26 protein-coding genes are annotated in these 23,551 nt (G+C 72.4%); 14 read left to right on the top strand and 12 right to left on the bottom strand.

Going from position 1 to position 23,551, the window contains the following annotated elements; all coding sequences use genetic code 11:
- The first annotated feature begins 81 nt into the window (after window positions 1-81).
- Window positions 82-1,134: a hypothetical protein gene (locus DJ010_RS10915; RefSeq protein ID WP_170124634.1), complete on the top strand. Its 1,053-nt coding sequence runs from the start codon at window positions 82-84 to the stop codon at window positions 1,132-1,134.
- Complete coding sequence (locus tag DJ010_RS10910; protein WP_109693698.1) at window positions 1,131-3,521, top strand: ATP-binding cassette domain-containing protein; 2,391 nt, start codon at window positions 1,131-1,133, stop codon at window positions 3,519-3,521. The genes DJ010_RS10915 and DJ010_RS10910 overlap by 4 nt, the downstream gene beginning before the upstream one ends.
- On the opposite strand, the gene DJ010_RS10905 is transcribed toward DJ010_RS10910, so the two are convergent.
- Window positions 3,484-3,822, bottom strand: a complete 339-nt coding sequence (locus DJ010_RS10905; RefSeq protein ID WP_109693697.1) for a TfoX/Sxy family protein — start codon at window positions 3,820-3,822, stop codon at window positions 3,484-3,486. The genes DJ010_RS10910 and DJ010_RS10905 overlap by 38 nt on opposite strands.
- A 47-nt stretch (window positions 3,823-3,869) precedes the next feature.
- Here DJ010_RS10905 and DJ010_RS10900 point away from each other — a divergent pair, with 47 nt between their 5' ends.
- Genes DJ010_RS10900 through DJ010_RS10890 form a run of 3 tightly spaced genes read left to right on the top strand, consistent with a single transcriptional unit; the run spans window position 3,870 to window position 5,591 of the window.
- Complete coding sequence (locus DJ010_RS10900; protein WP_109693696.1) at window positions 3,870-4,514, top strand: class F sortase; 645 nt, start codon at window positions 3,870-3,872, stop codon at window positions 4,512-4,514.
- A 22-nt stretch (window positions 4,515-4,536) separates the two neighbouring features.
- Window positions 4,537-4,941, top strand: a complete 405-nt coding sequence (locus tag DJ010_RS10895; protein ID WP_109693695.1) for a VOC family protein — start codon at window positions 4,537-4,539, stop codon at window positions 4,939-4,941.
- Window positions 4,942-4,955: 14 nt separating this feature from the next.
- Entirely contained in the window at window positions 4,956-5,591 is a 636-nt protein-coding gene (locus DJ010_RS10890) for a hypothetical protein (protein ID WP_109693694.1), read from the top strand.
- Here DJ010_RS10890 and DJ010_RS22290 read toward each other — a convergent pair.
- From DJ010_RS22290 to DJ010_RS10880, 3 genes are read right to left on the bottom strand one after another with little or no spacing between them, the layout of a single operon-like run.
- Window positions 5,588-6,169, bottom strand: a complete 582-nt coding sequence (locus DJ010_RS22290) for a TIGR03086 family metal-binding protein (RefSeq protein ID WP_170124633.1) — start codon at window positions 6,167-6,169, stop codon at window positions 5,588-5,590. The genes DJ010_RS10890 and DJ010_RS22290 overlap by 4 nt on opposite strands.
- Window positions 6,166-6,675, bottom strand: a complete 510-nt coding sequence (locus DJ010_RS22285) for an SRPBCC family protein (protein ID WP_170124632.1) — start codon at window positions 6,673-6,675, stop codon at window positions 6,166-6,168. The genes DJ010_RS22290 and DJ010_RS22285 overlap by 4 nt, the downstream gene beginning before the upstream one ends.
- Entirely contained in the window at window positions 6,672-7,046 is a 375-nt protein-coding gene (locus DJ010_RS10880; RefSeq protein ID WP_109693693.1) for an ArsR/SmtB family transcription factor, read from the bottom strand. The genes DJ010_RS22285 and DJ010_RS10880 overlap by 4 nt, the downstream gene beginning before the upstream one ends.
- A gap of 106 nt (window positions 7,047-7,152) precedes the next feature.
- Here DJ010_RS10880 and DJ010_RS22080 point away from each other — a divergent pair, with 106 nt between their 5' ends.
- Window positions 7,153-7,299 carry a hypothetical protein gene (locus tag DJ010_RS22080; RefSeq protein WP_158283000.1) on the top strand — a complete coding sequence of 49 codons (147 nt, stop codon included), beginning with the start codon at window positions 7,153-7,155 and terminating at the stop codon, window positions 7,297-7,299.
- Between the two features lie 19 nt (window positions 7,300-7,318).
- Here DJ010_RS22080 and pdxR read toward each other — a convergent pair whose 3' ends face one another.
- Window positions 7,319-8,647 (bottom strand): MocR-like pyridoxine biosynthesis transcription factor PdxR, encoded by a 1,329-nt coding sequence (gene pdxR, locus DJ010_RS10875; protein WP_109693692.1) that lies wholly within the window; start codon window positions 8,645-8,647, stop codon window positions 7,319-7,321.
- A gap of 70 nt (window positions 8,648-8,717) precedes the next feature.
- Between pdxR and DJ010_RS10870 the strand changes: the two genes are divergently transcribed.
- The gene (locus tag DJ010_RS10870; RefSeq protein WP_109693691.1) at window positions 8,718-9,419 is read left to right on the top strand and encodes a pyridoxamine 5'-phosphate oxidase family protein; all 702 of its coding nucleotides are present in this window, start codon (window positions 8,718-8,720) and stop codon (window positions 9,417-9,419) included.
- Entirely contained in the window at window positions 9,416-10,720 is a 1,305-nt protein-coding gene (locus DJ010_RS10865) for an APC family permease (protein ID WP_109693690.1), read from the top strand. Before DJ010_RS10870 ends, DJ010_RS10865 begins: the two co-directional genes overlap by 4 nt.
- Here DJ010_RS10865 and DJ010_RS10860 read toward each other — a convergent pair.
- The 3 genes from DJ010_RS10860 to DJ010_RS10850 are packed head-to-tail and all read right to left on the bottom strand — an operon-like array spanning window position 10,669 to window position 13,270.
- Window positions 10,669-11,382 carry an NUDIX hydrolase gene (locus tag DJ010_RS10860; protein ID WP_109693689.1) on the bottom strand — a complete coding sequence of 238 codons (714 nt, stop codon included), beginning with the start codon at window positions 11,380-11,382 and terminating at the stop codon, window positions 10,669-10,671. The genes DJ010_RS10865 and DJ010_RS10860 overlap by 52 nt on opposite strands.
- Window positions 11,379-11,966, bottom strand: a complete 588-nt coding sequence (locus DJ010_RS10855; RefSeq protein WP_109693688.1) for an isochorismatase family protein — start codon at window positions 11,964-11,966, stop codon at window positions 11,379-11,381. Before DJ010_RS10855 ends, DJ010_RS10860 begins: the two co-directional genes overlap by 4 nt.
- The gene (locus tag DJ010_RS10850) at window positions 11,963-13,270 is read right to left on the bottom strand and encodes a nicotinate phosphoribosyltransferase (protein ID WP_109693687.1); all 1,308 of its coding nucleotides are present in this window, start codon (window positions 13,268-13,270) and stop codon (window positions 11,963-11,965) included. Before DJ010_RS10850 ends, DJ010_RS10855 begins: the two co-directional genes overlap by 4 nt.
- Window positions 13,271-13,329: 59 nt before the next feature.
- Between DJ010_RS10850 and DJ010_RS10845 the strand changes: the two genes are divergently transcribed.
- Window positions 13,330-14,778: an N-6 DNA methylase gene (locus tag DJ010_RS10845; protein WP_109693686.1), complete on the top strand. Its 1,449-nt coding sequence runs from the start codon at window positions 13,330-13,332 to the stop codon at window positions 14,776-14,778.
- Window positions 14,779-14,784: 6 nt separating this feature from the next.
- On the opposite strand, the gene DJ010_RS10840 is transcribed toward DJ010_RS10845, so the two are convergent.
- Entirely contained in the window at window positions 14,785-15,297 is a 513-nt protein-coding gene (locus tag DJ010_RS10840) for a TOPRIM nucleotidyl transferase/hydrolase domain-containing protein (protein ID WP_211318742.1), read from the bottom strand.
- Window positions 15,298-15,351: 54 nt separating this feature from the next.
- Here DJ010_RS10840 and DJ010_RS10835 point away from each other — a divergent pair, with 54 nt between their 5' ends.
- The 4 genes from DJ010_RS10835 to DJ010_RS10820 are packed head-to-tail and all read left to right on the top strand — an operon-like array spanning window position 15,352 to window position 18,665.
- Complete coding sequence (locus tag DJ010_RS10835) at window positions 15,352-16,344, top strand: ABC transporter ATP-binding protein (RefSeq protein ID WP_439331694.1); 993 nt, start codon at window positions 15,352-15,354, stop codon at window positions 16,342-16,344.
- On the top strand, window positions 16,344-17,240 hold the full coding sequence (locus DJ010_RS10830) for an ABC transporter permease (RefSeq protein WP_109693685.1): 897 nt from the start codon (window positions 16,344-16,346) through the stop codon (window positions 17,238-17,240). Before DJ010_RS10835 ends, DJ010_RS10830 begins: the two co-directional genes overlap by 1 nt.
- Window positions 17,237-18,049 (top strand): ABC transporter permease, encoded by an 813-nt coding sequence (locus DJ010_RS10825; RefSeq protein ID WP_245927435.1) that lies wholly within the window; start codon window positions 17,237-17,239, stop codon window positions 18,047-18,049. Before DJ010_RS10830 ends, DJ010_RS10825 begins: the two co-directional genes overlap by 4 nt.
- Window positions 18,050-18,062: 13 nt before the next feature.
- Window positions 18,063-18,665, top strand: a complete 603-nt coding sequence (locus tag DJ010_RS10820; protein WP_109693684.1) for a DM13 domain-containing protein — start codon at window positions 18,063-18,065, stop codon at window positions 18,663-18,665.
- Window positions 18,666-18,683: 18 nt separating this feature from the next.
- Here DJ010_RS10820 and DJ010_RS10815 read toward each other — a convergent pair whose 3' ends face one another.
- From DJ010_RS10815 to DJ010_RS10805, 3 genes are read right to left on the bottom strand one after another with little or no spacing between them, the layout of a single operon-like run.
- Window positions 18,684-20,495 carry a hypothetical protein gene (locus DJ010_RS10815; RefSeq protein ID WP_146207320.1) on the bottom strand — a complete coding sequence of 604 codons (1,812 nt, stop codon included), beginning with the start codon at window positions 20,493-20,495 and terminating at the stop codon, window positions 18,684-18,686.
- A gap of 52 nt (window positions 20,496-20,547) precedes the next feature.
- Window positions 20,548-22,122: a non-homologous end-joining DNA ligase LigD gene (locus DJ010_RS10810; RefSeq protein ID WP_109693682.1), complete on the bottom strand. Its 1,575-nt coding sequence runs from the start codon at window positions 22,120-22,122 to the stop codon at window positions 20,548-20,550.
- Between the two features lie 7 nt (window positions 22,123-22,129).
- Window positions 22,130-22,630, bottom strand: a complete 501-nt coding sequence (locus DJ010_RS10805; RefSeq protein WP_109693874.1) for a DUF2243 domain-containing protein — start codon at window positions 22,628-22,630, stop codon at window positions 22,130-22,132.
- A 41-nt stretch (window positions 22,631-22,671) separates the two neighbouring features.
- Between DJ010_RS10805 and DJ010_RS10800 the strand changes: the two genes are divergently transcribed.
- Window positions 22,672-23,538, top strand: a complete 867-nt coding sequence (locus tag DJ010_RS10800; RefSeq protein ID WP_109693681.1) for a GNAT family N-acetyltransferase — start codon at window positions 22,672-22,674, stop codon at window positions 23,536-23,538.
- The last annotated feature ends 13 nt before the right edge of the window (window positions 23,539-23,551 follow it).

Below are 23,551 nucleotides of genomic sequence, written 5' to 3'. Positions count from 1 at the left end.
GTCGACGGGTACTGGACAGAGCGCGTGTCTTTCCTGACGCTGCACTCGATCTGAGGAGATCGCCGTGAAGAACGTGCTCAGATGACCCCCGTCCGCGTTGGACTGATGGCAGATCCCGCCGCGCCCTCGGACCTCGCCCGCCGGATGGCCGACCTCACCCCGCCGGACAGCGAGGATCGCGTGAACTGGGACGTCGAGGTGGTGAGCGAGCCGTTCACCCTCGCGTCCGAGGACGTCGACGACGCGTTGGAGCGACTCGACGACCACGCGCGTCGGCACGGGTGGGACGTCGTGGTCGGCCTGACGGAGCTGCCCCTCCACGACAGCGACGGCCGGTACCTGCTGGTCGACGTCGACCGTCGAGAACGACGGGCGGTGCTGTCGCTGCCCGCGCTCGGCGGGCTGCGCATGCAGCGGCGCGCGCGGCGCGCTGTCGGCAAGCTCGTCCACGCGATGGCCGGCGCCGAGCCAGGCGACGACCACCGCGTGCCGCTGTCCCGTTTCGGCGGCCGTTGGCGACTGCTGTCGGGCATGGTGCTCGCCAATCGGCCGTGGTTGCTGGTGCCCGGCTTGAAGTCGGCTCTCGTCGCTGCCCTCGCCACCGGCGCGGTAGCCACCATCAACTCCACCGTGTGGCTGCTCGCGGACTCCTTGTCGTGGTGGCGTCTCGCGGTCGCCACCATCGCCTCGGTCGCCCTGATCGTGGGATGGATCATCGTCGACGGCGAGCTGTGGGATCGCCCGAACGACGACACCGCGGAGGCACGGGAGCGATCGCGCCTCTACAACCTCTCCACGATCCTGACGCTGACTCTCGGGTCACTCATCTGTTACGTCGCGCTCTACGCCGTAAACCTCCTGTGGGCGCTCTTCGTCCTCGATCCGGCAGTGATGGGCGGCTATCTCAACGCGTCGATGGGCTACGGGGACCTGTTCGTCCTGGCGTGGTTCATCGCGTCGGCGGCGACGGTCGGAGGCGCTCTCGGCACGGGGGTGGAGTCCGACGATGCGATCCGTGCCGCCGCGTACTCCAAGCGCGAGGAGGACCGCCGCGCGCGGCTGGCCCGTGAGCGGACCAAGGAGACCGACAGGTCGACCCGCACTGATCGACGTCCGGACGGGGGAAGCGATTGACGACGGCAGGGACCGACGACGTCGTTCGCGTCCGTGGCGCCACCGAGCACAACCTGCGCAATGTCGACGTCGACATCCCGCGGGACGCGCTGGTGGTGTTCACCGGCATCTCCGGGTCGGGTAAGTCCTCGCTGGCGTTCGGGACGTTGTACGCCGAGGCCCAGCGTCGCTACTTCGACTCGGTCGCGCCGTACGCCAGGCGGCTTCTGCAGCAGGTCGGGGCGCCGCACGTGCAGGAGATCAGCGGGCTACCCCCGGCGGTGGCCCTGCAGCAGCGGCGAGGGGCACCCACCTCCCGATCGTCGGTCGGGACCATCACCACGCTGTCCAACCTGCTGCGGATCCTCTACTCCCGCGCGGGGGACTACCCAGCGGGTGCCGACCTGCTCCCGGCCGAGGCGTTCTCGCCCAACACCGTGGCGGGCGCGTGCCCGCGCTGCCACGGCCTCGGTGTGGTGCATGACGTCGCCGAGGACCTGCTCGTCCCGGACCCGTCCCTGAGCATCCGCGAGGGCGCGATCGCCGCGTGGCCGGGCGCCTGGCAGGGCGCCAACCTCCGCAGCGTCGTGGCCGGCCTGGGGATCGACATCGACCGGCCCTGGCGGCGGCTCCGGAGGAAGGACCGCGACTGGCTGCTCTACACCGACGAGCAGCCCTCGGTGCTGGTCGAGCCCGAGGAGGGACGCGTCGACCACGGCTACTACGGCAAGTTCTGGAGCGCGCGCAAGCACGTCCTGCACGTGCTGGCCGACTCCCAGAGCGAGCGGTCACGGGAGCGGGCACTGCGGTTCGTGCGGGACGCGCCGTGTCCCGACTGCCACGGCAGCGGGCTGCGCCCGGAGGCACTGGCGGTGACCTTCGTCGACCGCTCGATCGGCGAGCTCAAGGAGCTGCCGCTCACCGAGGTGGCTGCGCTGCTCCGCCCCGTCACCGAGCTGCCGGAGGAGACCCAGGAGGTGGCGGTGCGGATCTGCACCGACCTGGTGACGCGCATCGAGGTCCTCCTCGACCTCGGCCTGGGCTACCTCAGCCTGGGACGGAGCTCGACCACGCTCTCGCCCGGTGAGGCGCAGCGGCTACGGATCGCGACCCAGCTGCGGTCGGGGCTGTTCGGTGTGGTCTACGTGCTGGACGAGCCGTCGGCGGGGCTGCACCCGGCGGACGCGGCACCGCTGCTCGACGTGCTGGACCGGCTGAAGGCCTCCGGAAACTCGCTCTTCGTGGTGGAGCACGACCTGGACGTGGTGCGACGTGCGGACTGGGTCGTCGACCTCGGCCCCGGTGCGGGCGCGGCCGGCGGCCGGGTGCTCTACAGCGGGCCGGTCGCAGGCTTGGAGGACGTCGCGGAGTCGGCCACCGGCGCCCACCTCTTCGGCCGTGCCGAGCCACTGCAACACGAGGTCCGCGACCCGCAGGGATGGCTGCGCCTCGAGGGGGTGTCGCGGCACAACCTGCGGGACGTCTCCGTCGACATCCCGCTGTGCGTGCTCACCGCCGTGACCGGGGTGTCCGGCTCGGGCAAGTCGACGCTGGTCAGCCAGGTGCTCACCGAGGACCCGGTGGCGCAGGAGTCGTTCGACCGGCTGGTGCTCGTCGACCAGCGCCCGATCGGCCGGACGCCGCGGTCGAACCTCGCGACCTACACGGGGCTGTTCGACGCCGTCCGCCGGCTCTACGCGACGACCAAAGAGGCGCAGGCGCGCGGCTACGACGCGGGCCGGTTCTCCTTCAACGTGGCCGAGGGCCGGTGCGACACCTGTCAGGGCGAGGGCTTCGTCTCCGTCGAGCTGCTCTTCCTTCCCGGCACCTACGCACCGTGCCCGACCTGCCACGGTCGGCGGTACGACGCCGAGACGCTCGAGATCACCTACCGGGGGTTGTCGATCGCCGAGGTCCTCGGCCTCACCGTCGACGAGGCCGCCGACTTCCTCGAGGACGTTCCGGCCGCCGCCCGGAGCCTGCGGGCGCTGCGCGAGGTCGGGCTGGGCTACCTGCCGCTCGGGCAGCCCGCCACCGAGCTCAGCGGGGGCGAGGCCCAGCGCATCAAGCTCGCGACCGAGCTCCAGCGCGCCCACCGCGGCCACGCGCTCTACCTGCTGGACGAGCCGACCTCCGGCCTCCACCCCGCCGACACCGCCCTGCTGCTCCGCCTGCTGCACCGCCTCGTCGACGCCGGCAACACCGTCGTCCTCGTCGAGCACGACCTCGACGTCGTCGCCACCGCCGACTGGGTCATCGACCTCGGGCCCGGTGGTGGCGACGCCGGTGGGAGGGTCGTCGCGACCGGCACCCCCCAGGACATCGTGGGGGTGAAGGAGAGCGTGACGGCGCCGTACCTCGCTCGGCGGGTCAGGGCTGCTTGGGCGGGAGGGCGGACGCGAAGGTGACCCCGCGGCGCACCCACTCCGCGAGAGCGGCGTCGGAAGCGACGTCGGCGGGCTCGACGCGGAGCCAGCCGGACATCTCGCGGCCGCGCATCTCCATCGGGTACGCCGGGGTCGTGGCGACCAGGCGCTCGCCCTCGTCGCGGTCGACCCGGACCAGGATGCCGCCCGTGCTGCTCGCGGCGACGGCCATGTTGCCGCCGATGAGAAACGCGAGCCCGCCGAACATCCTCTGCTCGGTGAGCAGGGGCTCGCCGCCGACCAGGTCGCGGATCCGGGCGGCAAGGACTTCGTCGTACGCCATGGCCGGAGCGTAGGACGCGACGCCGACAGTGCATCCACAATGGAGCGGTGTCCCGTCGTACCCGCTGGATCGCCGCCGTCGTCGCGGTCGCGCTGCTGGCGTGCGTGCTGGCCTGGTGGCTGGCGGCCGAGGACGGCGAGGAGCAGCCCACGCTGATGGCGGAACCGCCCGCAGGTGCGCTGGAGGTCGTTCCGGCACCCTCGATCGAGGAGGCGGGGGAGTGCGCGGGCGGGGCGCGGCGGCCGTTCACCCCGGAGTCGGTCACCATCGACGACGTCGTCGCGGACGCGGCGGTCGTCGGCGTGCCCCGGGACGCCCGCGGCGTGACCGGCGTGCTGCCGATCAGCAACAAGGTCGAGCTCGCGTGGGACCTCGGCGGCATCCGTCCCGGCAGCCGGCGCGGCAACGTCCTCCTCAACACCCACACCTGGGAGGACGGGAGCGCGCTCGGCAACGCGCTGCTCGAGGAGCTCCACCTCGGCGACCGGCTGATGGTGGAGGGCGGCGGCTCCTCCCTCTGCTACGAGGTCAGCATGCGGATCGAGGTGCCGGTCGAGGAGGGGTACCGGCCCTACTACGAGGAGGACGGCCCGCCCCGCGTGGCGATCGTCGTCTGCTCCGGTGAGCGCCGGCCCAACGGCGTCTGGAGCCATCGGACGATCTGGTTCGCGCGGGCTCTGTCGCGCGCGTGAGCCGATGGGCCATGGTGGACGCATGACCAGCGAGCTGACCCCCTACCTGTGCGTGGCCGACGCGCGGGCGGCGATCGAGTGGTACGTCGACGTGCTCGGGGCCGAGGTGACCCATGAGCCGATCGTGATGCCGGACGGCCGCGTCGGGCACGTGGAGCTGGCGCTCGACGGAGCCGGCTGGATGATGGCGGACGCCTTTCCCGACCGCGGCAGCGAGCCGCCGCTCCCCGAGCGCGGTGCCGCGGTGACCTTGCACCTGACCGTTTCGGATGTCGACCGGACCTGCGCGGCCGTGACAGCGGCCGGCACCACTCTCGACCGCGGCCCCGAGGACAGCCCACCGGCGGGACGGGTGGCAGTGTTCCGCGACCCGTTCGGCCACCGGTGGTTCCTGAACCAGCTGGCGACCGGCCCCACCCGCACCTGAGGCAGGATGCCGGGATGACCCTGGAGACGCCGGAGGAGTACTACGCGCGGATCGCCGCGGCGACCGATGCCGAGGGACGGCTGCCGGTGGCGGTCGAGGAGATGCCCGGGTGGGACATCTACCCCTACGAGATCGCCTCGCTGCGGATCAAGCCGCTCCGCCCGCTCGACGACGAGGAGCCCCCGCGTCGCGGCGAGGACCCCGCCGAGTGCTGGTGCAACGACCCGGGCGCGCAGCTCTCGGTCGCCGGGACCGCCTGGAGCAACGAGCGGTGGCGGCTGGTGCTCGCCCAGGAGACGCGGGTCCCGGCGTGGCTGATACTCGAGCCGCTGACGCATTGCGACCTGGCGACGGTGCCCGACGATCTCGCTGAGGAGATGGGCCGGCTGGTCGTCGCCGTCGCCGCGGCGATGGAGGAGCTGCCGAGCGTGGGTCGGGCGCAGCTCTACCGGTTCGGCGACGGCGGTGCCCATCTGCACCTGATGTTCCTCGGGCGGCCGCGGCGGATCCTCCAGCTCCGCGGCTCACCGCTGCTGGACTGGGAGGAGAACCTGCCGCTCGTGCCGACCGACGTGCACCGTGCCAACGCGGCGCACGTCGGGGCCCGCCTTCGCGAGCGGTTCGGCGGGGACGGTCCGAGCTGGCTCTAGCGCTTCCAGGCCGGGTCGCGGCCGATGAAGCCGAGCAGCCGCGCCTGCCAGTCGGCGTCGTCGGGGACGGGCACGCGCGCGCCGTACTGCCCGCTCTGGCGCAGCACCTCGTCCATCGGCTCCATGCCCTCGAACAGCTCCCGGCACCGCGCCTCGTCGAGGCGATCGTCCTGGTTGGTGGCGCGGGCGAGGTCCCAGGTGTGCATGAAGACGTCGTTCGTGTAGAACCTCGAGATCGCCTGGGGGAGCGGCATCTCGGGCAGCCGCGGGTGCGCGAACGTCGTGGTCGCCTGGGCCGGGTCGTCCAGCACCGCCTGCACCGCCCCGGCGTGGTGCTCCCACGCCCCGACCGGGTCGTCGTCGACCGACGGTCCGCCGCCGAGCTCGATCCCAGAGCCGGCGGCGAGGAAGGAGGGGAACCACTCCACCAGGTGTCGTACGACGTCGCGGGCCTGCCAGTCCGCGACCGGGGTCGGCGCGTCCCACCCGCCCGCGCCGTCGGCCCCGACGCCGCGCACCCGGTCGGTGAAGGCGCTCGCGATCGCGCGGTGCTCCTCCGCGGGATCGGTCGGGATCACTGCTGCGGCTCCGCGAGCCCGGCGAGGACGTCGTCGAGCGCGGCGTAGCCCTCGTTGACGCCGACCTCCATCCCGCTGGCCATCATCCCGGCCTGGGCCTCCATCGACTCCACGACGGAGGTGGCCTCCAGCCGGGTGCGACCGTCGCCGAGGTCGACGAACAGGAGGATGTCGAGGCTGACCGCCTCCGGCATCTCCTCGAACCCGAAGGTCTGCACGATCTTCTCGTTCTCCTCGACCCGGTGGACCGAGCCGTAGAAGTGGGCGACCGCCTCGCCCTCGCGGAGCGCGGTGTAGCGGTACTCCCCGCCGGTGCGCAGGTCCCACTTCTCGATCTCCATGTCGATCGACCGCGGACCGAGCCACTGCTTGACCAGCTCGGGCTCGATGTGCGCGCGGTAGACCAGCTCCGGCGGGGCGTCGAACTCGCGGAAGATCCGCACGACCGGGAGGTCCGGGTCCGCCTCGATGACGGCCTCGGGGTGGGCGGTGGGGGTGGTGGTCATCCTGCTGCTCCTTCGTTGCGTCTGTCGGTCAGGTCCTGCTCGCGGCCCTGCATCCGGTCGAGGAGCGCGTCCAACCGCTGGTAGCGCTCCTCCGCCTGCTGGCGGTACCGCTCGATCCACTTCGTCATCAGGTCGAAGACCTCCGCGTCCAGGTGCACCGGGCGTCGCTGCGCGTCCCGGCTCCGGCTCACCAGGCCAGCCTCCTCGAGCACCTGGATGTGCTTGGAGACCGCCTGCAGCGAGACGTCGTACGGCGCCGCCAGCTCGCTCACCGTCGCGTCGCCGGCCGCCAGCCGGGCGACCATGTCGCGACGGGTCGGGTCGGCGAGCGCGGAGAAGACCCGCGACAACCGGTCCTCGTGCTCAACCATGTGGTTGAGTACAGCAGGGTCGACCGGCTTTGTCAACCTTTTGGTTGAACAAGGTGCGACCGCACCCCCGCCGGATGCCCCGCCCCTGGGCGGGTAGCGCACACCCATGAACGACGAACGCGAGCGACCCACCGTCCGGCAACCGCTCAACGCCGAGAAGCGGCCGTGGACCCCGATCCTCTGGGTCGTGCTGGTGCTGCTGCTCGTCCTGGCGGCCTTCGCCGTGACCGGCTGGCTGCGCTACACGACCTGACCGGAGCGACCAGGCCGATCTAGCCGGCCAGGCCGCGTGCCATCGCGGCGAGCACCCGGTCGAGCTGCTCGTCGGTGACCCCGCCGAAGCCGACCACCAGCCCGCTGAGTCGCGCGGTGCGGCAGTAGTTGGAGATCGGCGCGACCTCGAAGCCGGCGTCGCGGGCGGCGGCGCGGGCGCGTCGTACGGCCGCGGGCGGCAGGAACCAGGTCGAGTACATCCCGGCGGCGGGACCGGCGGCGGTGCCGTACGGCGCGAGCACCTCGCCCACCCGCGGAGCCCGGTCGGCGTAGACCCGACGTGCGGTGCGGACCACCTTGTCCACCCAGCCCTCGCGCAGCAGGGTGAGCAGCGCGCGCTGGGCGGGCCACGAGGGCATGTCGTAGGTCTGCTCGCGCAGGGCGACCAGCCTGCGCAGCAGGTCCGGTGGCGGCACCATCCAACCCACCCTGAGCCCGGGCCCGACCGACTTCGACGCGGTGCCGAGGTAGGCGACCTGCGACCGGTCGAGCGAGGCCAGCGCGGGGATCGGCGCGACGTCGTAGCGGAACTCGGAGTCGTAGTCGTCCTCGATCACCACCGTCCCGTGCTCGCGCGCTGCGGCGAGCAGTGCGAGCCGGTCGGCCGCCGGCATCACGTGGCCCAGCGGGTGCTGGTGGGCAGGGGTGACGTACGCCGCCGCCAGCCGGGTCACGTCGATCGGCCGGCCGGGCTCGAGGCCGACCACCGCCCGGCCGGCGGCGCGCACGGTCTCTACCGCGGCGCGGTAGCCGGGGTCGTCGATGCCGACCGCCCCGACCGGGACGTGAGGGAGCAGCTGCCGCAGGCCGTCGGTGGTGCCCGAGGTGAGCAGCACCTCGTCGGGGTCGACGGAGAGCCCACGCGTGCGGGCCAGCCGGTCCGCGAGCTCGATCCGCAGCTCGGGGATCCCGCGCGGGTCGGGGTAGCCGGCGGGCGGGGCGGCCGCCGACACGTCCCGCCACGCGCGCCGCCAGCCCGCGCGGTGGCGCGGATCGATCCACGGCGACCCGAGGTCGAGGGGGATCAGCGCCGGCGCACTCGACCGCGGTGGCCGGGACCGGACGGCGGCCTGCGGCACCCCTCCGGACGCGACGAACGTCCCGGCCCCCTGGCGGGTGGTCAGCCAGCCCTCGGCCAGCAGCTGGTCGTAGCCCTGCTCGGTCACCGACCGCGCCACGCCGAGGTCGGTGGCGAGCGCGCGGGTGCTGGGGAGCCGGTCGCCGGGCGCCAGCGTGCCGGCGACCACGAGCTCGCGCACCTGGGTCGACAGCTGCACGCCGAGCGGCTCGGGTCGCGTGCGGTCGAGCCGGACCGGCAGCGTCTTCATGAGAGTGTCCTGTCAGAATCGTCGAATAGTGGCCCGTGACCACGGGCCACTCTCGCGACAGGCTAGCTCCATGACCACCGCACTGTCGCCCACCCGCCGCACCACCGGCACCCGGGAGTCCGCCCGGGCCGTCTCCGAGCGCCACCGGATGATGGCGCTGTTGGAGGACGGTCTCGTCGGCCACCTCGGGGTGGTGCTCTCGACCGGCCCGACCGACGGCAAGGCCGGCGCGACCCACCCGGTCGTGCTGCCCGTCGCGTACGCCGTCGACCCGGCCGGTCCCGACGCCGAGGGAACGCTCTACGTCCACGGCTCGACCGGTGCCGGCTGGCTCCGGTCGGCGATCGAGACCGACATGTGCTTCACGGTCACCGAGCTCGACGGGCTGGTCGCGGCGCGGTCGGGGATGCACCACTCGATGAACTACCGTTCCGCCGTGATCATCGGACGGGCGCGCTCCGTCGTCGACCCGGACGAGCGCTCCCACGCGCTCGACCTCATCGTCGACCACATGATCCCCGGCCGGTCGGCCACGTTGCGGGCCGCGACCCGCAAGGAGCTCGCCGCCACCGCGGTCCTTGCGCTCCCCCTGCGGGAGGCCTCGATGAAGGAGCGGGCCGGCGGTCCGGTCGACGACCCCGCCGACATCGATCCCGCCGTCTGGGCCGGCGTCATCCCGTTGCGACGGGTGGCGCTCGCGCCGGTCAGCGCGGACGACGCACCGGGACCGGTGCCGGCCGACGTGCGCCGGCGCGCGGAGGATCTCGCGTGAAGGCACCCACCACCGCGGGCGGGTCGCTCAGCGTCCTCCAGGGCACCGCGCTGACGCTCGCGGCCGTGCTCGGGGTCGGTGTGGTGACGCTGCCCGCCCTCGCGATCGAGGAGGCCGGCCCGGCATCGATGCTCGCCTGGGCGGTGCTGATCGTGGTCTCGGTGCCGCTGGCCGCGACCTTCGCCGCGCTCGGCGCGCGGCACCCGGACGGCGGGGGCGTGGCGACGTACGCGCGGCTCGCGTTCGGCGGTCGCGTCTCGACGATGGTCGGCTGGGCGTTCTTCCTCGCCATCCCCATCGGCGCGCCGGTCGCGGCGGGGTTCGGGGCGTCGTACGTCGCGGAGGCGGCCGGTGGCGGACGGACGACGGAGATCGGCGCGACGGCGGTGATCATCGTCGTCGTCACGATCATGAACTGGCTCGGCATCCGGATCTCGGCCGGCGTGCAGCTCGCCATCGCCGCCGTCATCGCGACCCTGCTGCTCGTCGCCATCCTGGCGTCGTTGCCGCGGGTCGACACCGACAACCTGACGCCGTTCCTGACCCACGGCTGGTCCGGTGTCGGCGCCGCCGCGGCGGTGCTGGTGTGGGCGTTCGCGGGCTGGGAGATCGTGAGCTCGCTGTCGGCGGAGTACCGCCACCCCGAGCGCGACATCGCCCGCGCCACCGGGATCACGCTCGGCGTGGTGACCGTGCTCTACCTCGGCATCGCGTTCGTGACCGTCGCCGTGCTCGGCGCCGCCACCGGCCGGGCGCCGCTCGCCGACCTGCTCGCCGGTGCCTTCGGCGACTGGGCGCGGCCCCTCACCACCGTCATCGCGGTGCTGCTGACGATCGGCGCGATCAACTCCTACTTCGCCGGGGCCTCCCGGCTCGGCGCCTCACTCGCGATCACCGGCGCGATGCCGCGCTGGCTCGGCTCCGACGTCGGCGACGGCCGGGCCACGCCCCGGCACGCGCTGCTGGTCGTCGCCGGGCTCGGCCTGGCGGTCCTTGTCGGCGAGGCCCTGCTCGACCAGCCGACCGACGCCACCCTGCTCGTCACCACGGGCACGTTCGCGCTGGTCTACGTGGTGGGCACGGCGGCCGCCGTACGCCTGCTGCCGGGTGGTTGGCCGCGAGCGGCCGCGGTCGTCTCGCTCGTTGCGTCGGTCTGCCTGGTCGTCCTCACCGGTCTGCCGGTGCTGATCCCGATCGCGACCGGGATCGCCGGGCTGCTGTGGACGCTGCGGCGGTCACCGCACCCGGCTCAGCCGCGCACCATCGGCGGCGAGACGACGGTCGCCGAGCCCCTCCGGTAGAGCAGCGCCCGCCGGCCACCGGCGCCGGTGGGGGAACCGTGGACGTCGGTCGGCACGACGAAGCCCTCGGTGCCGAGCACCTTGCGGCGGAAGTTGCCGAGGTCCGGCGGCTTGCCCCAGACGGCGGTGTAGACGCGTCGCAGCTCCGGCAGCGTGAACGGCTCGTTGACGAACTCGACGGCGAGCGTCGTGTACTCCAGCTTGGCCCGCACCCGCTCCCGCGCGTCGAGCAGGATCTGCCGGTGGTCGAAGGCCAGGTCGGGCGCCTCCTCGGCGGCGTCGCCGGTGGGGGAGAGCAGGTCGTCCACCACCCACCAGCGGGCGTCGGAGGCGTCGGTGCCGGCGGTCGGCTCCGGCAGGTCGGGGGCGAGCGCCACGTGGGCCACCGACACCACGCGCATCCTCGGGTCGCGGTCGGGCGCGGAGTAGGTGCGCAGCTGCTCGAGGTAACCGGCGAACTTCTCCACGCCGGTCTCCTCGTGCAGCTCGCGCCAGGCCGCCTGCTCGGCGTCCTCGTCGGGCTCGACGAAGCCGCCCGGCAGGGCCCACTGGCCCGCGAACGGGTCCTCGCCGCGCTCGACCAGCAGCACCGACAGCGCGCCGTCGCGGATCGTGAAGATCGCCAGGTCGACGGCGACGGCGAACGGCGGGTGGTCGCTCATACGGTCACCCCCGCGTCCGCCATCTCGCGGACCGCCGCCTCGCTGGTGCCGGGTGCGACGCCGGCGTGCAGCCCGTCGAGCAGGCGTACGGCGAAGCCCTCCCGCCGTGCGTCGAGCGCGGTCGCGCGGACGCAGTAGTCGGTCGCGATGCCGGTGACGTCGATGTCGGTGACCCCGGCCGTCCGCAGCACGTCAGCCAGCGAGGCGCCGTCGTCGGTGACGCCCTCGAAGGCGGAGTACGCCGGCACGCCCTGGCCCTTGCGCACGTGGTGGGTCACGGCGTCGGTCACCAGCTCCGGTGCGTAGTCGGAGCCCGGGCCGTCCGAGACGCAGTGCACGGGCCAGGTGGTGACGAAGTCGGGCTCCTCGCCGGGCGCGGCGAAGTGACCGCTGTTGGTGTCGTGGCCGTGGTGCCAGTCCCGCGAGGCGGCGATGACGGCGTAGTCGCCCGCGTGCGCGGCGAGGTGCTCGCTGATGCGGGTCGCGACGTCGCGACCGCCGGTGACGCCGAGCGAGCCGCCCTCGACGAAGTCGTTCTGCACGTCGACGACGAGAAGTGCTCGAGTGGTGGCGGTGGTGGTCATGCTGTCTCCTCCTCGCTGTTGCGGGTGACGGTGAGGTACGGCGGGCCGGCCGCGACGGCCAGCGCCTCCGGCGGCAGCCGGCGCAGGGCCGCGGCGGTGTGGGCGCGGATCTCCTCGGTGCTCGGTGCGTGGACCGCGACCCCGTCCTTCATGACCGGGACCTGCGCCGGGTAGGCACCGGCTGGTGCGGGGTCGCCGGGGATGGTGAAGGTCTCGCGGACGAGCAGCCCGGCGTCGTCGTACTCCCGCCAGGCGGTCTTGTGGCCCCCGACCGACACCTTGTCCTTGGACTTCTTCGAGACCGGGCGCAGCGGGCCGTCGGCGCTGTCGGCGACCGCGACCAGCTTGTAGACCATGCTCGCCGTCGGGTGGCCAGAGCCGGTGGCGACCCGGGTGCCGACGCCGTAGCCGTCGATCGGGGCGTCGGCGAGCGCGGAGATGACGAACTCGTCGAGGTCGCTGGTCGCGACGATCCGGGTGTCGGGCGCGCCGAGATCGTCGAGCAGGGCGCGCGCCTTGACGGCCTCCTCGGCGAGGTCGCCGGAGTCGATGCGGACCGCGCCCAGCGCGGGGCCGGCGACGCGGACGGCGGTGCGGATCCCCTCGGCGATGTCGTAGGTGTCGACCAGCAGCGTGGTGCCGGGGCCCTGGGCCTCGACCTGGCTGCGGAACGCCTCCTCCTCGCTGCGGTGCGCCAGCGTGAACGCGTGCGCCGCGGTGCCGACGGTGGGGATGCCGTAGTCGAGCCCGGCGCGGAGGTTGCTCGTCGAGCCGAAGCCCGCGAGGTAGGCGGCGCGGGCGGTGGCGACCGCCGCCTGCTCGTGAGTACGACGACCGCCCATCTCGATGAGCGGCCGGCCGGCGGCGGCGGTGACCATGCGCGCGGCGGCCGAAGCGATCGCGGTGTCGTGGTTGAGGACGCTGAGCACGATCGTCTCCAGCACGACGCACTCGCCGAGCGTGCCGCGGACGGTCAGCACCGGGCTGCCGGGGAAGTAGAGGTCGCCCTCGGGATAGGCCTCGATGTCGCCGCGGAACCGGAAGTCCTGCAGGTAGGCCGCGGTCCGCTCGCCGACCACGCCCTGCTCGACCAGCCATGTCACCTCGTCGGCGTCGAACGTGAACGCCTCCACGAGGGGGAGCAGGCGACCGAGCCCGGCGAGCACGCCGTACCGCCGGCCCTCGGGGAGCCGCCGCGCGAAGCACTCGAACACCGCCGGGTGGCCCACGGACCCGTCCTCGACCCAGGAGTCGAGCATCGTCAGCTCGTAGCGGTCGGTCAGGAGCCCGGAGCGGTGGGTCACGGTGACGCCTCCTCGTTGTAGTCAATCTGACTATAACATGCCGTCGATAATCTGTCCCCGTGGACGAGCGGATGCGGACCGAGCAGCTCGCCACCGCCTACGAGGACCGGCTCGTCAGCGAGCTCGCCGACGAGCGCCGGGCCCGCGGTGCGTTCTATACCCCGCCGGAGCTGGTCGAGTGGGTGCTCGACCGGGCTTTGGCCCCGACAGGCTCGACCACCGGCATGCGCGTGCTCGATCCCGCGTGCGGCACCGGGCACTTCCTCGTCGCGGCAGCGCGCCGGCTCGGCGACGTCCGCGCGGTCCACGGCTCCGACCTCGATCCCGAGGCGGTGGCGATCGCGCGACAGCGGCTCCAGGCCGAGGACCCGACTGTGCCGGCCGCGGAGATCGAGACGCGCGTCGTCGTCGCCGACGGGCTCACCGCCTGGGCGGGCGAGAGGTTCGACGCGGTCGTCGGCAACCCGCCGTTCCTCGGCCAGCTCAAGAGCCGAACGGCCGGCCAGCGCGGCGGTCTCGGCGCCTACACCGACACCAGTGCTGCGTTCCTGCACCGCGCGCTCGGACTCGTCGGCGCCGACGGGGTGGTCGCCCTGGTGCAGCCGCTCTCGGTGCTCGGCGCCCGCGACGCGGGACCGGTCCGCGCGGCCGTGACCGACGCCGGCGCCCTGACCGACCTGTGGGTCACCGACCGGCCCGTCTTCCGGGGCACGTCGGTGCTGGTGTGCGTGCCCGTCGTACGCGTCGGCGCGAGAGGCGGCCCCGGTCCCGCCGAGTGGGGCCGGCTCGCCGCGCCGTCGTTCGGCATCCCGGTCGCTGGCTTCGAGGCCGGCGAGGGCACGCTCGGCGACCTCGCCTCCTGCACTGCCGACTTCCGCGACCAGTACTACGGCCTGGTCCCGCACGTGTCCGACGGCGGCCCCGGCGTCCCCCTGGTCACCAGCGGCCTGATCGAGCCCGCCTCCTGCGAGTGGGGGAGGCGGCCGACCCGCTTCGCACGCCGGCAGTACGACGCGCCCGTCGTCGACGTCGATGCCGTCCGCCGAGGGGCGCTCGCGGCCTGGGTGGATGCCCGCCTGGCGCCGAAGGTGCTCGTCGCCGGGCAGGGCCGGGTCGTCGAGGCCGTCGTCGACGAGAAGGGTGAGTGGCTGCCATCGGTGCCCGTGCTCACCGTTGTCCCGCACGACCCCGCCGACCTCTGGCGGGTCCTCGCCGTCCTGCTGGCCCCGCCCGTCGTCGCCGACGCCGCGGCGCGCTACGTCGGCACCGGCCTCACGCCCGGCTCGATCAAGATCAGCGCCCAGCAGCTCGCGGCGCTGCCGCTCCCCGCCGACGACGACGCCTGGCTCGCCGGCGCCTGCCTGGCCCGCTGGGCCCAGCACGGCACCCCCGACGAGCGGGCGGTCTACCTTGCCGAGGCCGGCGCCGCGATGACCTGTGCCTACGGCGGCCCGCACCCGGCCCTCGCCTGGTGGCAGGAGCGGGTGGGGTCCGGGCGCGGCGCCTAGCGGCGGCTAGAGGACCGCGGTCAGCACCCCTGCGAGAGGCGCGGGCACGGCGGCCGGCTCGAGCGCGGCGGCGAGGAGCGCGGCGTACTTCTCCTTGCGCCCGCTCGTCGTGCCCCAGAACCGCCGCAGCACCAGGTCCTCGGGACGGCCGCGGTGGTAGGGCTGGTTGAGCAGGATGTGCCAGGCGTCGAGGTCGCCGCCGGCCTCCACCACCTCGAGCACGCGATCCATCCCGAGGGCGCGGACCAGCTCGTCCTCGAGGTCGGCGACGCAGACGAACGGCGCGACCCGGCCCGGGTGATCGGCCAAGGTGCGGTCGACGTACGACGACTCCCCGGCGTCGTGCAGCAGCGCCACCTGGTCGTGCTCGGGCACCTCGGAGAGGTGCCGGCGGAGGTTCGTGATGCCGCCCATGCTGACGACGTCGACCCCGGTCAGGTCGTGGCCGAGCCGGGCGGCGAGGGTGACCAGCGCGGTCCGGTCGCTCTCGCCCTCGACGAGCACGAGGGAGGCGGGCACGACTCCGACGATATTCGAGGGCTCGTGTCGGCCGCGGCTCCTAGGATCGGTCGGGTGAGCGACACCCTCTCCGAAGGCACCGCCGACGACGCGGTCGAGACGCCGGACCAGCCGGCGATGATCACCGCGCGCGGGCTGCGGAAGAGGTTCCGCCAGACCTCGGGGGACGGCTTCGAGGCGGTCCGCGGCATCGACATCGACGTGCGCAAGGGCGAGGCGTTCGGGTTCCTGGGGCCCAACGGCGCCGGGAAGTCCTCGACCATGCGGATGATCGCGTCGGTCTCGCCGGTCACCGGGGGCGAGCTGCGCATCCTCGGCATGGACCCGGCCGTGGACGGCCCGGCGATCCGCGGCCGGATCGGGGTCTGCCCACAGGAGGACAACCTCGACCAGGAGCTCAACGTCTTCGACAACCTCTACGTCTACGGCCGCTACTTCGGGCTGCCGAAGCAGGTCGTGCGCGAGCGGGTCGGGGAGCTGCTGGAGTTCGCGAAGCTCACCGAGAAGGCGAAGGCCAAGGTCGACGAGCTCTCCGGGGGCATGAAGCGCCGCCTCACCATCGCCCGCTCGCTCATCAACCGGCCCGACCTGCTGCTGCTCGACGAGCCGACCACGGGGCTCGACCCGCAGGCCCGGCACCTGCTCTGGGACCAGCTGTTCCGCCTCAAGCAGGCCGGCGTCACGCTGGTGCTGACCACGCACTACATGGACGAGGCCGAGCAGCTCTGCGATCGGCTCGTGATCATGGACAAGGGCGTGATCGTCGCCGAGGGCGCACCGCGCGACCTGATCCGCGAGCACTCGACCCGCGAGGTCGCCGAGCTCCGGTTCGGCGTCGGCGAGCACGCCGCGCATGCCGAGCTGCTGGCCGACCTGGGAGACCGGATCGAGGAGCTGCCCGACCGGCTCCTCGTCTATGCCGAGGACGGCGAGGAGGTCGTCGCCCGCACCCACGAGCGCGGACTCCAACCGATCGCGACGCTGGTCCGTCGGTCCACCCTCGAGGACGTCTTCCTCCGCCTCACCGGCCGGACGCTGGTCGACTGATGGCGGAGATCTCGACAGGCTCGATCACCGGGGAGGGCTCGATCACCGGGGAGGGCTCGAGCACCGGGGAGGGCTCGATCACCGGGGAGGGCTCCACCAGTGGGGGTGGCGACCTGCCGTTCGTCGACGGCCTGCTCCGGCAGGTCGACTACTGGGCCACGCTCTGGGCCCGCACCTGGCGCGGGGTCGTGGCGTCCTCGTTCCTCTCGCCGTTCCTCTACGTCATCGCGATGGGCGTGCTGCTGGGCGGCTTCGTCGAGGCCGACTCCGAGACGCTCGAGGGGGCGTCGTCGTACCTCGCCTTCGTGGTGCCCGGCCTGATCGCCGCGCACGCGATGCAGACGGCGGTCTCGGAGACGACCTACCCGGTGATGGGCATGATCAAGTGGCAGCGCATCTACGAGTCGATGCTCGCCACGCCGCTCCAGCCCCAGCACGTCGTCGGCGCGCACCTCGGGTCGGTCGCGCTGCACCTGGTGGCGACCTGCGGCCTCTACGCGCTGGTGCTCGCGCCGTTCGGGGTCTACGAGTCGTGGTGGGGGCCGTTCGTCGCGTTCCTCGCGCAGGTGCTGTGCGGGATGACGTTCGCGACGCTCGTCTACGCGTTCACGACCCGCAACCGGTCGGAGGAGGGCTTCGGCGTCCTGTTCCGGCTCGGGGTGTTCCCGCTGTTCCTGTTCTCCGGGGCGTTCTTCCCGGTCTCGAACCTCGGGGACGTCGGCGGCACGATCGCGCGGCTGACGCCGCTGTGGCACGGCGTGAACCTGTCGCGCATGTTCGCCCTCGACAACGTCGTGTGGTGGCAGGCGGGGGTCAACGTCGCGGTGCTCGTGGTGCTGATGGTCCTCGGCTGGTTCTGGTCGGTGTCCGGCCTGACGAAGCGGATGCTGTCGTGAGCGCCGCCGTGCTGGCCTCCGACACGACCGACGTCCACCCGTTGACGCCGGTCGCGGCGACCCGGCTGCTGGTGCTCCGCAACTACCTCGTCTACCGCGGCGCCTGGAAGCTGTTCCTCACCGGCTTCCTCGAGCCGGTCTTCTACCTGCTCTCCATCGGCATCGGCGTCGGCGCGCTGATCGAGAGCTTCGACGTCGGCGGCAAGGAGATCTCCTACGCCGCGTTCGTGGCGCCGGGCATGCTCGCGGCCTCGGCGTTCAACGGCGCGCTGCTCGACTCGACGTTCAACGTCTTCTTCAAGCTCAAGTACGTCAAGCTCTACGACCAGATGCTCGCCACCCCGCTGTCCACCGGCGACATCGCGCGCGGCGAGATCGCGTGGGGACAGCTGCGCGGGTCGTCGTACGCCGCGATGTTCCTGCTGGTGATGCTGCTGATGGGGCTCATCGAGTCGTGGTGGGCGTTGCTGGCGCTACCGGCGGTGCTGCTCATCGGATTCGCGTTCAGCGCCGTGTGCATGGCGGCGACGACCTGGATGCGGAGCTTCCAGGACTTCGACAAGATCACGCTGGTCCAGCTGCCGCTGTTCCTCTTCTCCGCGACGTTCTTCCCGGTCGACACCTACTCCGGCCCGGTCCGGTGGATCGTCGAGTGCACCCCGCTCTACCGCGGTGTCGTGCTCTGCCGGGAGCTCACGACCGGCACGGTTTCCGTCGCGTCCGTGGTTTCGGTCGTCTACCTTCTGGTGATGGGTGTGGTGGGCCTCCTCGTCGTACGCAGGCGGCTGGACACCCTGCTGCTGACCTGAGGAGAGATGGCCGATGAGCCGCAAGAAAGCTGTCTGGCTGAGCATCGGCGGCGTCTTCGTCGTGGTCGTGATCGCCGCGCTACTGCTCTTCCAGCCGTGGCTGCTGTTCATCGACGACGAGGTCGACGAGGCCGACGACGCCGGCACCGTCGTCGGTACGGCGTCCGACGGCCTCTCGCAGACCGCGTTCCCCGACAGCCCGACCACCGAGGACGGCAGCACTCCCGACGGCGGCGCGACCGACGACGGTCCGAAGCGGGTCGAGCTCGCGGCGGCGGACTTCATCGACGCCGAGCACGACACCTCCGGTCGCGCGGTCATCTACCTGCGCGACGACGGCACCCGCTACCTGCGGCTCGAGGGCTTCGAGACCTCCAACGGCCCCGACGTGCACGTGTGGATCACCGACCAGAAGAGCGGCGGGGACTGCGAGGGTTGCGGCGACTCGTGGGGCATCTACGACGACGGCGACTACGTCAAGCTCGGCTCGCTCAAGGGCAACATCGGCGACCAGAACTACGAGATCCCCGACGGCGCCGACCTCTCCAACATGAAGTCCGTCGTCATCTGGTGCGACCGGTTCAACGTCGCGTTCGGCACGGCCGCGATCGCCTGAGGCGGCCGGTGCCGTCACTCACCAATCGGTCGGATCGGTGCAACCCGCGCCGACAGGGGCGAAGGTCAGCAGGGTGATCGACACCGGCGGCAGCTCGACGTTGCCCGACAGCTGGCCCGCGGGCCACGTCGCGGCGGCGGCGGCGGGCCGGTGGGTCGTCGGCGGGCCTGTGCCGTCGTCGTTGAGCTGGTCGATCTGACCCTGCAGCGATCGAGTCTTCACGCAGGTCGCTCCGGTGCGGGCGGGGATCTGCACGGTCGGGGAGAACGCGGTCGTGCGCTGGTTGACCACGAACAGCTGCACCTCGTCGCCAGCCGTCGTGGCCAAGGTGGTGACGCCGGCATGCCTCTCGGCGGTCGTGACCGGTTGCTGTCCGACGAGGTGCCTGACCAGCTCGAGCAGATAGCCCTGGTCGGACAGCACGGGCCCGCTGGCGCGCTGCCAGAAGAGCGTGCTGAAGTTCGACAGGTTCGAGATCCGTACGCCCTCGTTGCCCTGGGAGGCGAGCATCCGGGCAAGCACGACCGTGTGCATGAACCGGTCCTTCTGCCGCTGGTACGCGACGCCCAATGAGCCGAACTCGGTGACCATGAGGAAGCGGTTCGGGTGGCCCTTGACGATTCGGGTCCGAAGGGCGTGAAGCTCGTCCGATTCACGACTCGTCTGCCGCATCAACCGCCGGAAACCGTCCGCCGCGGTCGGCGACTCCGACCCGTCCTCGAACTCGGCGTACGAGTGCACGGCGAGACACTCGAACGGCCTCGAGCCCATCGCGTCGACGAAGCCCTGTGTAGCCCACGAGCTGCAGACGTGGATCCGCACGCCGTCGTGCTCGTCGTCGAGCCTCTCGATGGCGTTGCGGAACTGGACGAAGCCCCCGTGCCGCACCGAGTACGAGATCCGAAGCTTGGCTTCGTCGGCAGGTGCACGGCCGAGCACGACGACGTTCTGCTGCTCGACAGTGAACTCACGCGGCCCCGGTGCTCCGCGCACGAACGTGTGCGGCTTGCCGTTGACGAACACCGTCGGCTTCAGGTCGAGCGCGATCGGGCCGAACCGGGTCCGGAACCGTCGGGTCGATCCGTCCCCTTCGGCCGGGCCCTCGAGGTTGCAGTTGTCCGCGTCGAACAGCCGGTTCGCGCCTCCCGTGCTGGGCTGGTGCTGGACGCCGCCCTGGATGTACTGGCGGAGCGTCACCCGCGGCTCGCGCGAGCGCCAGTAGGCCTGGTTGGGACCGTAGGGCTCGTTGGCCAGCTCGACGTAGATGTCGGCCTGGCTGGGCCGCGCGTCGATGAGCCGATTGACGAACGTCGCGGCTTCTTTCGGGCTCGAGTTCACCATCGGCACCATGAGAGTCGACTGGCCTGCGATCTCGTCGATGACCTTCGCGTGCTGGGTGATCGTGTATCCCGAGCGGTCAGCGGTGATCGGCTGGTACATGGCTCCGCGCACGCCACCGCCGATGCCGCCACCGTTGGTCTGGCAGCCGTGCGCCAGCATCTGGCCGACGTCGAACATGTTCGCGACGGTCCCGCCCGGGTAACGCACCGCGTTGAGCCCGATCTGCTCCGCCAAGCTGGTGATCGACGCCTGCGGCTTCCGGGTCTCGGGGTCCCAGGCGCCGTCGCCGTCATCGACCCAACGCTGGTTGGCGCCGACCATCCCCGGCGCGATCGGCCCTACGCCGGAGACGTCCCGGCCGGTAATCGTGAGGACCGGCGTGGCGGCGACCGACGCCGCGGGCGCCTCGTCTTGGAGCCCGTCGACCGGGGCGAGCATGGTGCCGACGAGTGCCACCAAGGCGGCCGGACCGATGACAGAAAGACGCATGATTTCCCCGAGAGAAGGCGGCGCTGATGCGGGAAGCATGCCATGGGGACCGTCAGCTGATCTCGGGCAGATCCTGCTCGACGCCCAGCAGCGCTTGGAACGGATCGCCGCGCTCCTCGAGCCGGTCGAGGACCGTGCGGATCGTCCAACGGTCCGGACGCAGGTCGGGGTCGTCGAGCTCGGCCCAGCCGATGGGCACGGAGACGGGAGCCTCGGCCGCCGGCCGGGTGGAGTACGGCGCGACCAGGGTCTTGTTGATCGCGTTCTGCGTGTAGTCCAGCCGAGCCAGACCCTTGCGCTCCTTCTTCTCCCACTTCCAGCTGACTAGGTCGGGCAGCACCTTGCCGACGGTCTTCGACAGCTTCTCGGTCCAGGCTCGGGTCTCGTCGAAGGTGTAGCCGGGGCGGATCGGGATCCAGATCTGGATGCCGCGCTTGCCGGTGACCTTCGCGCGGCCGAGCACGCCGAGGTGGTCGAGCGCCGTCCGGTGCAGGCGGGCGAGGTCGAGCAGCTGGTCCCAGGTCGTCTTCTCGCCCGGGTCGAGGTCGATGAGGGCGTAGGTGGGCTCGTGCATGGCCGAGGTCCGGGAGGTCCACGGGTGCCACTCGAGCGCGCCGAAGTTGGCGGCCCACAGCAGCGCGGCGGGCTCGTCGACCACGAGGTACGTCTTGGTCTCGCCCTTGTCGGCCTCCGGGTTGTCCCAGCGGGGGAGCCAGTCGGGGGCGTGGGCGGGCAGCTCCTTGTGCCAGAAGCCCTTGGTGTCGGCCCCGTCGGGGAAGCGGTTGAGGTTGATCGCGCGGCCCTCGAGGTAGGGGACCGCGACCGGCGCGGTGCGGGCGACATAGGCCAGCAGCTCGCGCTTGGTGACGGGCGGGTCACCGGGGAACAGCACCTTGTCGAGGTTGGTGACCTTGAGCTCGCGGCCGAACACCTCCCAGGTGCCCTGCTTGCCCATCTCCTCCAGTGCCGCGATCGCCTCGTCCGGCACCGGGTCGGGCAGCAGGGTCTCCTCGGCGTCGGCGGCCGGCGCGCCCGACTTCCAGATCCGGTCCGGGTCCTCCTTCACCTCGTCGTTGGTGCGGCCGGTGAGCACCGATCGGGGGTGGTCCTCGGGGTCCCAGCCGTCGACCGCGTGCTCGTCGTGCTTGTGCAGGAGCAGCCACTGCTCCTTGTCGGCGTCGCCGTCCGAGCCACCACGCCGGACCAGCACCAGCCGGCCGCGCAGCTTCTCGCCGTGCATCTCCGCGTGCAGCTCACCGTCGGCCAGCTGGGCGGCGGGGGCGTCGGTCTTCGCGGGCTCCCAGGTGCCGGTGTCCCACACGATGACGTCGCCGCCGCCGTACTCACCGCTGGGAATGACGCCTTCGAAGTGCAGGTACTCGATCGGATGGTCCTCCACGTGCACGGCCATCCGCTTGGTCTCCGGGTCGAGCGTCGGCCCCTTCGGCACGGCCCAGCTCACCAGCACCCCGTCGATCTCGAACCGCAGGTCGTAGTGCAGCCGGCTCGCGCGGTGCCGCTGCACCACGAACCGCCGCGCGCCGTCGCCGTCGCTCGCCGCCTCGCCGGCCGGCTCGGGCGTACGGCGAAAGTCCCGCATCCGGCGGTACTTGGCGAGGTCACCCATGTGGTGACTATGCCCGGTCGGGCTCGCGGCAGACGCCGCTCCGGTGGAGCAGCCACCCGCCGAGGACGAGCACGGCACCGAACGCGAGGAACCCGAGGTCCCACGACAGCGGAGCGCCGAGGTCGTCGCGGACGTGGTGGACGCCGAGCAGCTGGTGGTCGACGAGGCCCTCGACGAGGTTGAAGACGCCCCATCCCGCCAGGACCAGGCCGAAGTGGAACGACCAGCTCGGGGCCACGCGGCCCGCGCGCCACGCCTTGAGCGTGAGGACCGACGCCGCCAGCACCAACACCCATGTCGCGAGGTGGAAGAACCCGTCAGCCACGGTGTTGGCCTCGAGCCCCGCCACCGTCGTCGTCGGGTGGTCGTCGACGTGGCTCACCATGTGGTGCCACTGAAGCACCTGGTGGAGCACGATGCCGTCGACGAACCCGCCCAGGCCCAGCCCGTAGAGGATCCCGGGTGCCCTGGTCGGCGGCTTCCCGAGCGCCGTTCCGTCGCCGTCCATGGGGCGGCGGTACCCGTGCGACGCGCCGCTAGCCTGCGGGCATGGAGCGTGCGGCGTTCGAGTCGGTGTCGTTCGGCGCCGTCGCCGCGCTGGTGGCGGAGAACCTCGCCACGGCGACCGACGCCCGCGGGTTCCACCCCGGCGCGGAGGAGCTGCGCCGCCGCGCCGCCGACGTCCCGGGCGACGACAAGGCGGTGTGGGTGGAGGACGGCCGCGTCGTGGCGTGGGCCGTCGTCGAGCCGACGTTCTCCAACCTGCTGTTCGGAGCCCTCCCCGCCGTGGCGGACGTGCACCGCGACGTGCTCGCGTTCGGGCGCCGCCGGCTGCGGGCAGGCGGCGCGGCCGTCGTACGGACGCCGGTCGTGGACGGCGAGGACTGGCGCGCCGACCTGCTGCGCGCCGAGGGCTTCGCGCCGGTCGACCGCGTGACGCACCACGAGGCCGGGCTGGACGACCTCCGGGTGACGTGGGCGGGCGGGGCCGGCCGGGACATCCGGGTCGAGCCGCTGGGGGAGCGGGTCGAGGAGTACGTCGACGTGCACCGGCAGGGATTCGCCACCACGTACCTGACACCGGAGCGCAAGCGGGAGTGGAGGGCGAGGCCGGACCACCGTGGCGACCTCGATCTCTGCGCGGTCGACGCAGCGGGCGCGCTGCTCGGAGCGGCGACGACCTACGTCGACGGCGGCGCGGCCTACCTGGCGATCGTCGTCGTCCACCCCGATCACCAAGGCCGGGGACTCGCTCGTGCCCTCGTGACGGCGAGCGTCGACCGCCTCCGCGCGCAAGGCGCCCGCACCTTGGCCTCGACCACCGGAGCCCCGGCCCTTCGGCACCTCCTCGAGGACATCGGTCTTGCGACCGTGGCGACGACGCACTGGTGGCAGGGCCCGCTGCGTCCCTCCTGACACGTCGCGACGA

The organism is Nocardioides silvaticus (assembly GCF_003160695.1).
In the GTDB taxonomy this organism is placed as follows: domain Bacteria; phylum Actinomycetota; class Actinomycetes; order Propionibacteriales; family Nocardioidaceae; genus Nocardioides; species Nocardioides silvaticus.
This window is presented reverse-complemented; position numbering and strand designations above follow the sequence as displayed.

Excerpts from the sequence above, each read along its gene's own strand:
- DJ010_RS10880 (WP_109693693.1), bottom strand. The coding sequence starts at position 7,046 with ATGGTTGAGCACGAGGACCGGTTGTCGCGGGTCTTCTCCGCGCTCGCC.
- DJ010_RS10870 (WP_109693691.1), top strand. The coding sequence starts at position 8,718 with ATGACCACCGCACTGTCGCCCACCCGCCGCACCACCGGCACCCGGGAG.
- DJ010_RS10905 (WP_109693697.1), bottom strand. The coding sequence starts at position 3,822 with ATGGCGTACGACGAAGTCCTTGCCGCCCGGATCCGCGACCTGGTCGGC.
- DJ010_RS10805 (WP_109693874.1), bottom strand. The coding sequence starts at position 22,630 with ATGGACGGCGACGGAACGGCGCTCGGGAAGCCGCCGACCAGGGCACCC.
- pdxR (WP_109693692.1), bottom strand. The coding sequence starts at position 8,647 with ATGAAGACGCTGCCGGTCCGGCTCGACCGCACGCGACCCGAGCCGCTC.
- DJ010_RS22285 (WP_170124632.1), bottom strand. The coding sequence starts at position 6,675 with ATGACCACCACCCCCACCGCCCACCCCGAGGCCGTCATCGAGGCGGAC.
- DJ010_RS10810 (WP_109693682.1), bottom strand. The coding sequence starts at position 22,122 with ATGGGTGACCTCGCCAAGTACCGCCGGATGCGGGACTTTCGCCGTACG.
- DJ010_RS10895 (WP_109693695.1), top strand. The coding sequence starts at position 4,537 with ATGACCAGCGAGCTGACCCCCTACCTGTGCGTGGCCGACGCGCGGGCG.
- DJ010_RS10855 (WP_109693688.1), bottom strand. The coding sequence starts at position 11,966 with ATGACCACCACCGCCACCACTCGAGCACTTCTCGTCGTCGACGTGCAG.
- DJ010_RS10800 (WP_109693681.1), top strand. The coding sequence starts at position 22,672 with ATGGAGCGTGCGGCGTTCGAGTCGGTGTCGTTCGGCGCCGTCGCCGCG.
- DJ010_RS10915 (WP_170124634.1), top strand. The coding sequence starts at position 82 with ATGACCCCCGTCCGCGTTGGACTGATGGCAGATCCCGCCGCGCCCTCG.
- DJ010_RS10815 (WP_146207320.1), bottom strand. The coding sequence starts at position 20,495 with ATGCGTCTTTCTGTCATCGGTCCGGCCGCCTTGGTGGCACTCGTCGGC.
- DJ010_RS10820 (WP_109693684.1), top strand. The coding sequence starts at position 18,063 with ATGAGCCGCAAGAAAGCTGTCTGGCTGAGCATCGGCGGCGTCTTCGTC.
- DJ010_RS10830 (WP_109693685.1), top strand. The coding sequence starts at position 16,344 with ATGGCGGAGATCTCGACAGGCTCGATCACCGGGGAGGGCTCGATCACC.
- DJ010_RS22080 (WP_158283000.1), top strand. The coding sequence starts at position 7,153 with ATGAACGACGAACGCGAGCGACCCACCGTCCGGCAACCGCTCAACGCC.
- DJ010_RS10860 (WP_109693689.1), bottom strand. The coding sequence starts at position 11,382 with ATGAGCGACCACCCGCCGTTCGCCGTCGCCGTCGACCTGGCGATCTTC.
- DJ010_RS10890 (WP_109693694.1), top strand. The coding sequence starts at position 4,956 with ATGACCCTGGAGACGCCGGAGGAGTACTACGCGCGGATCGCCGCGGCG.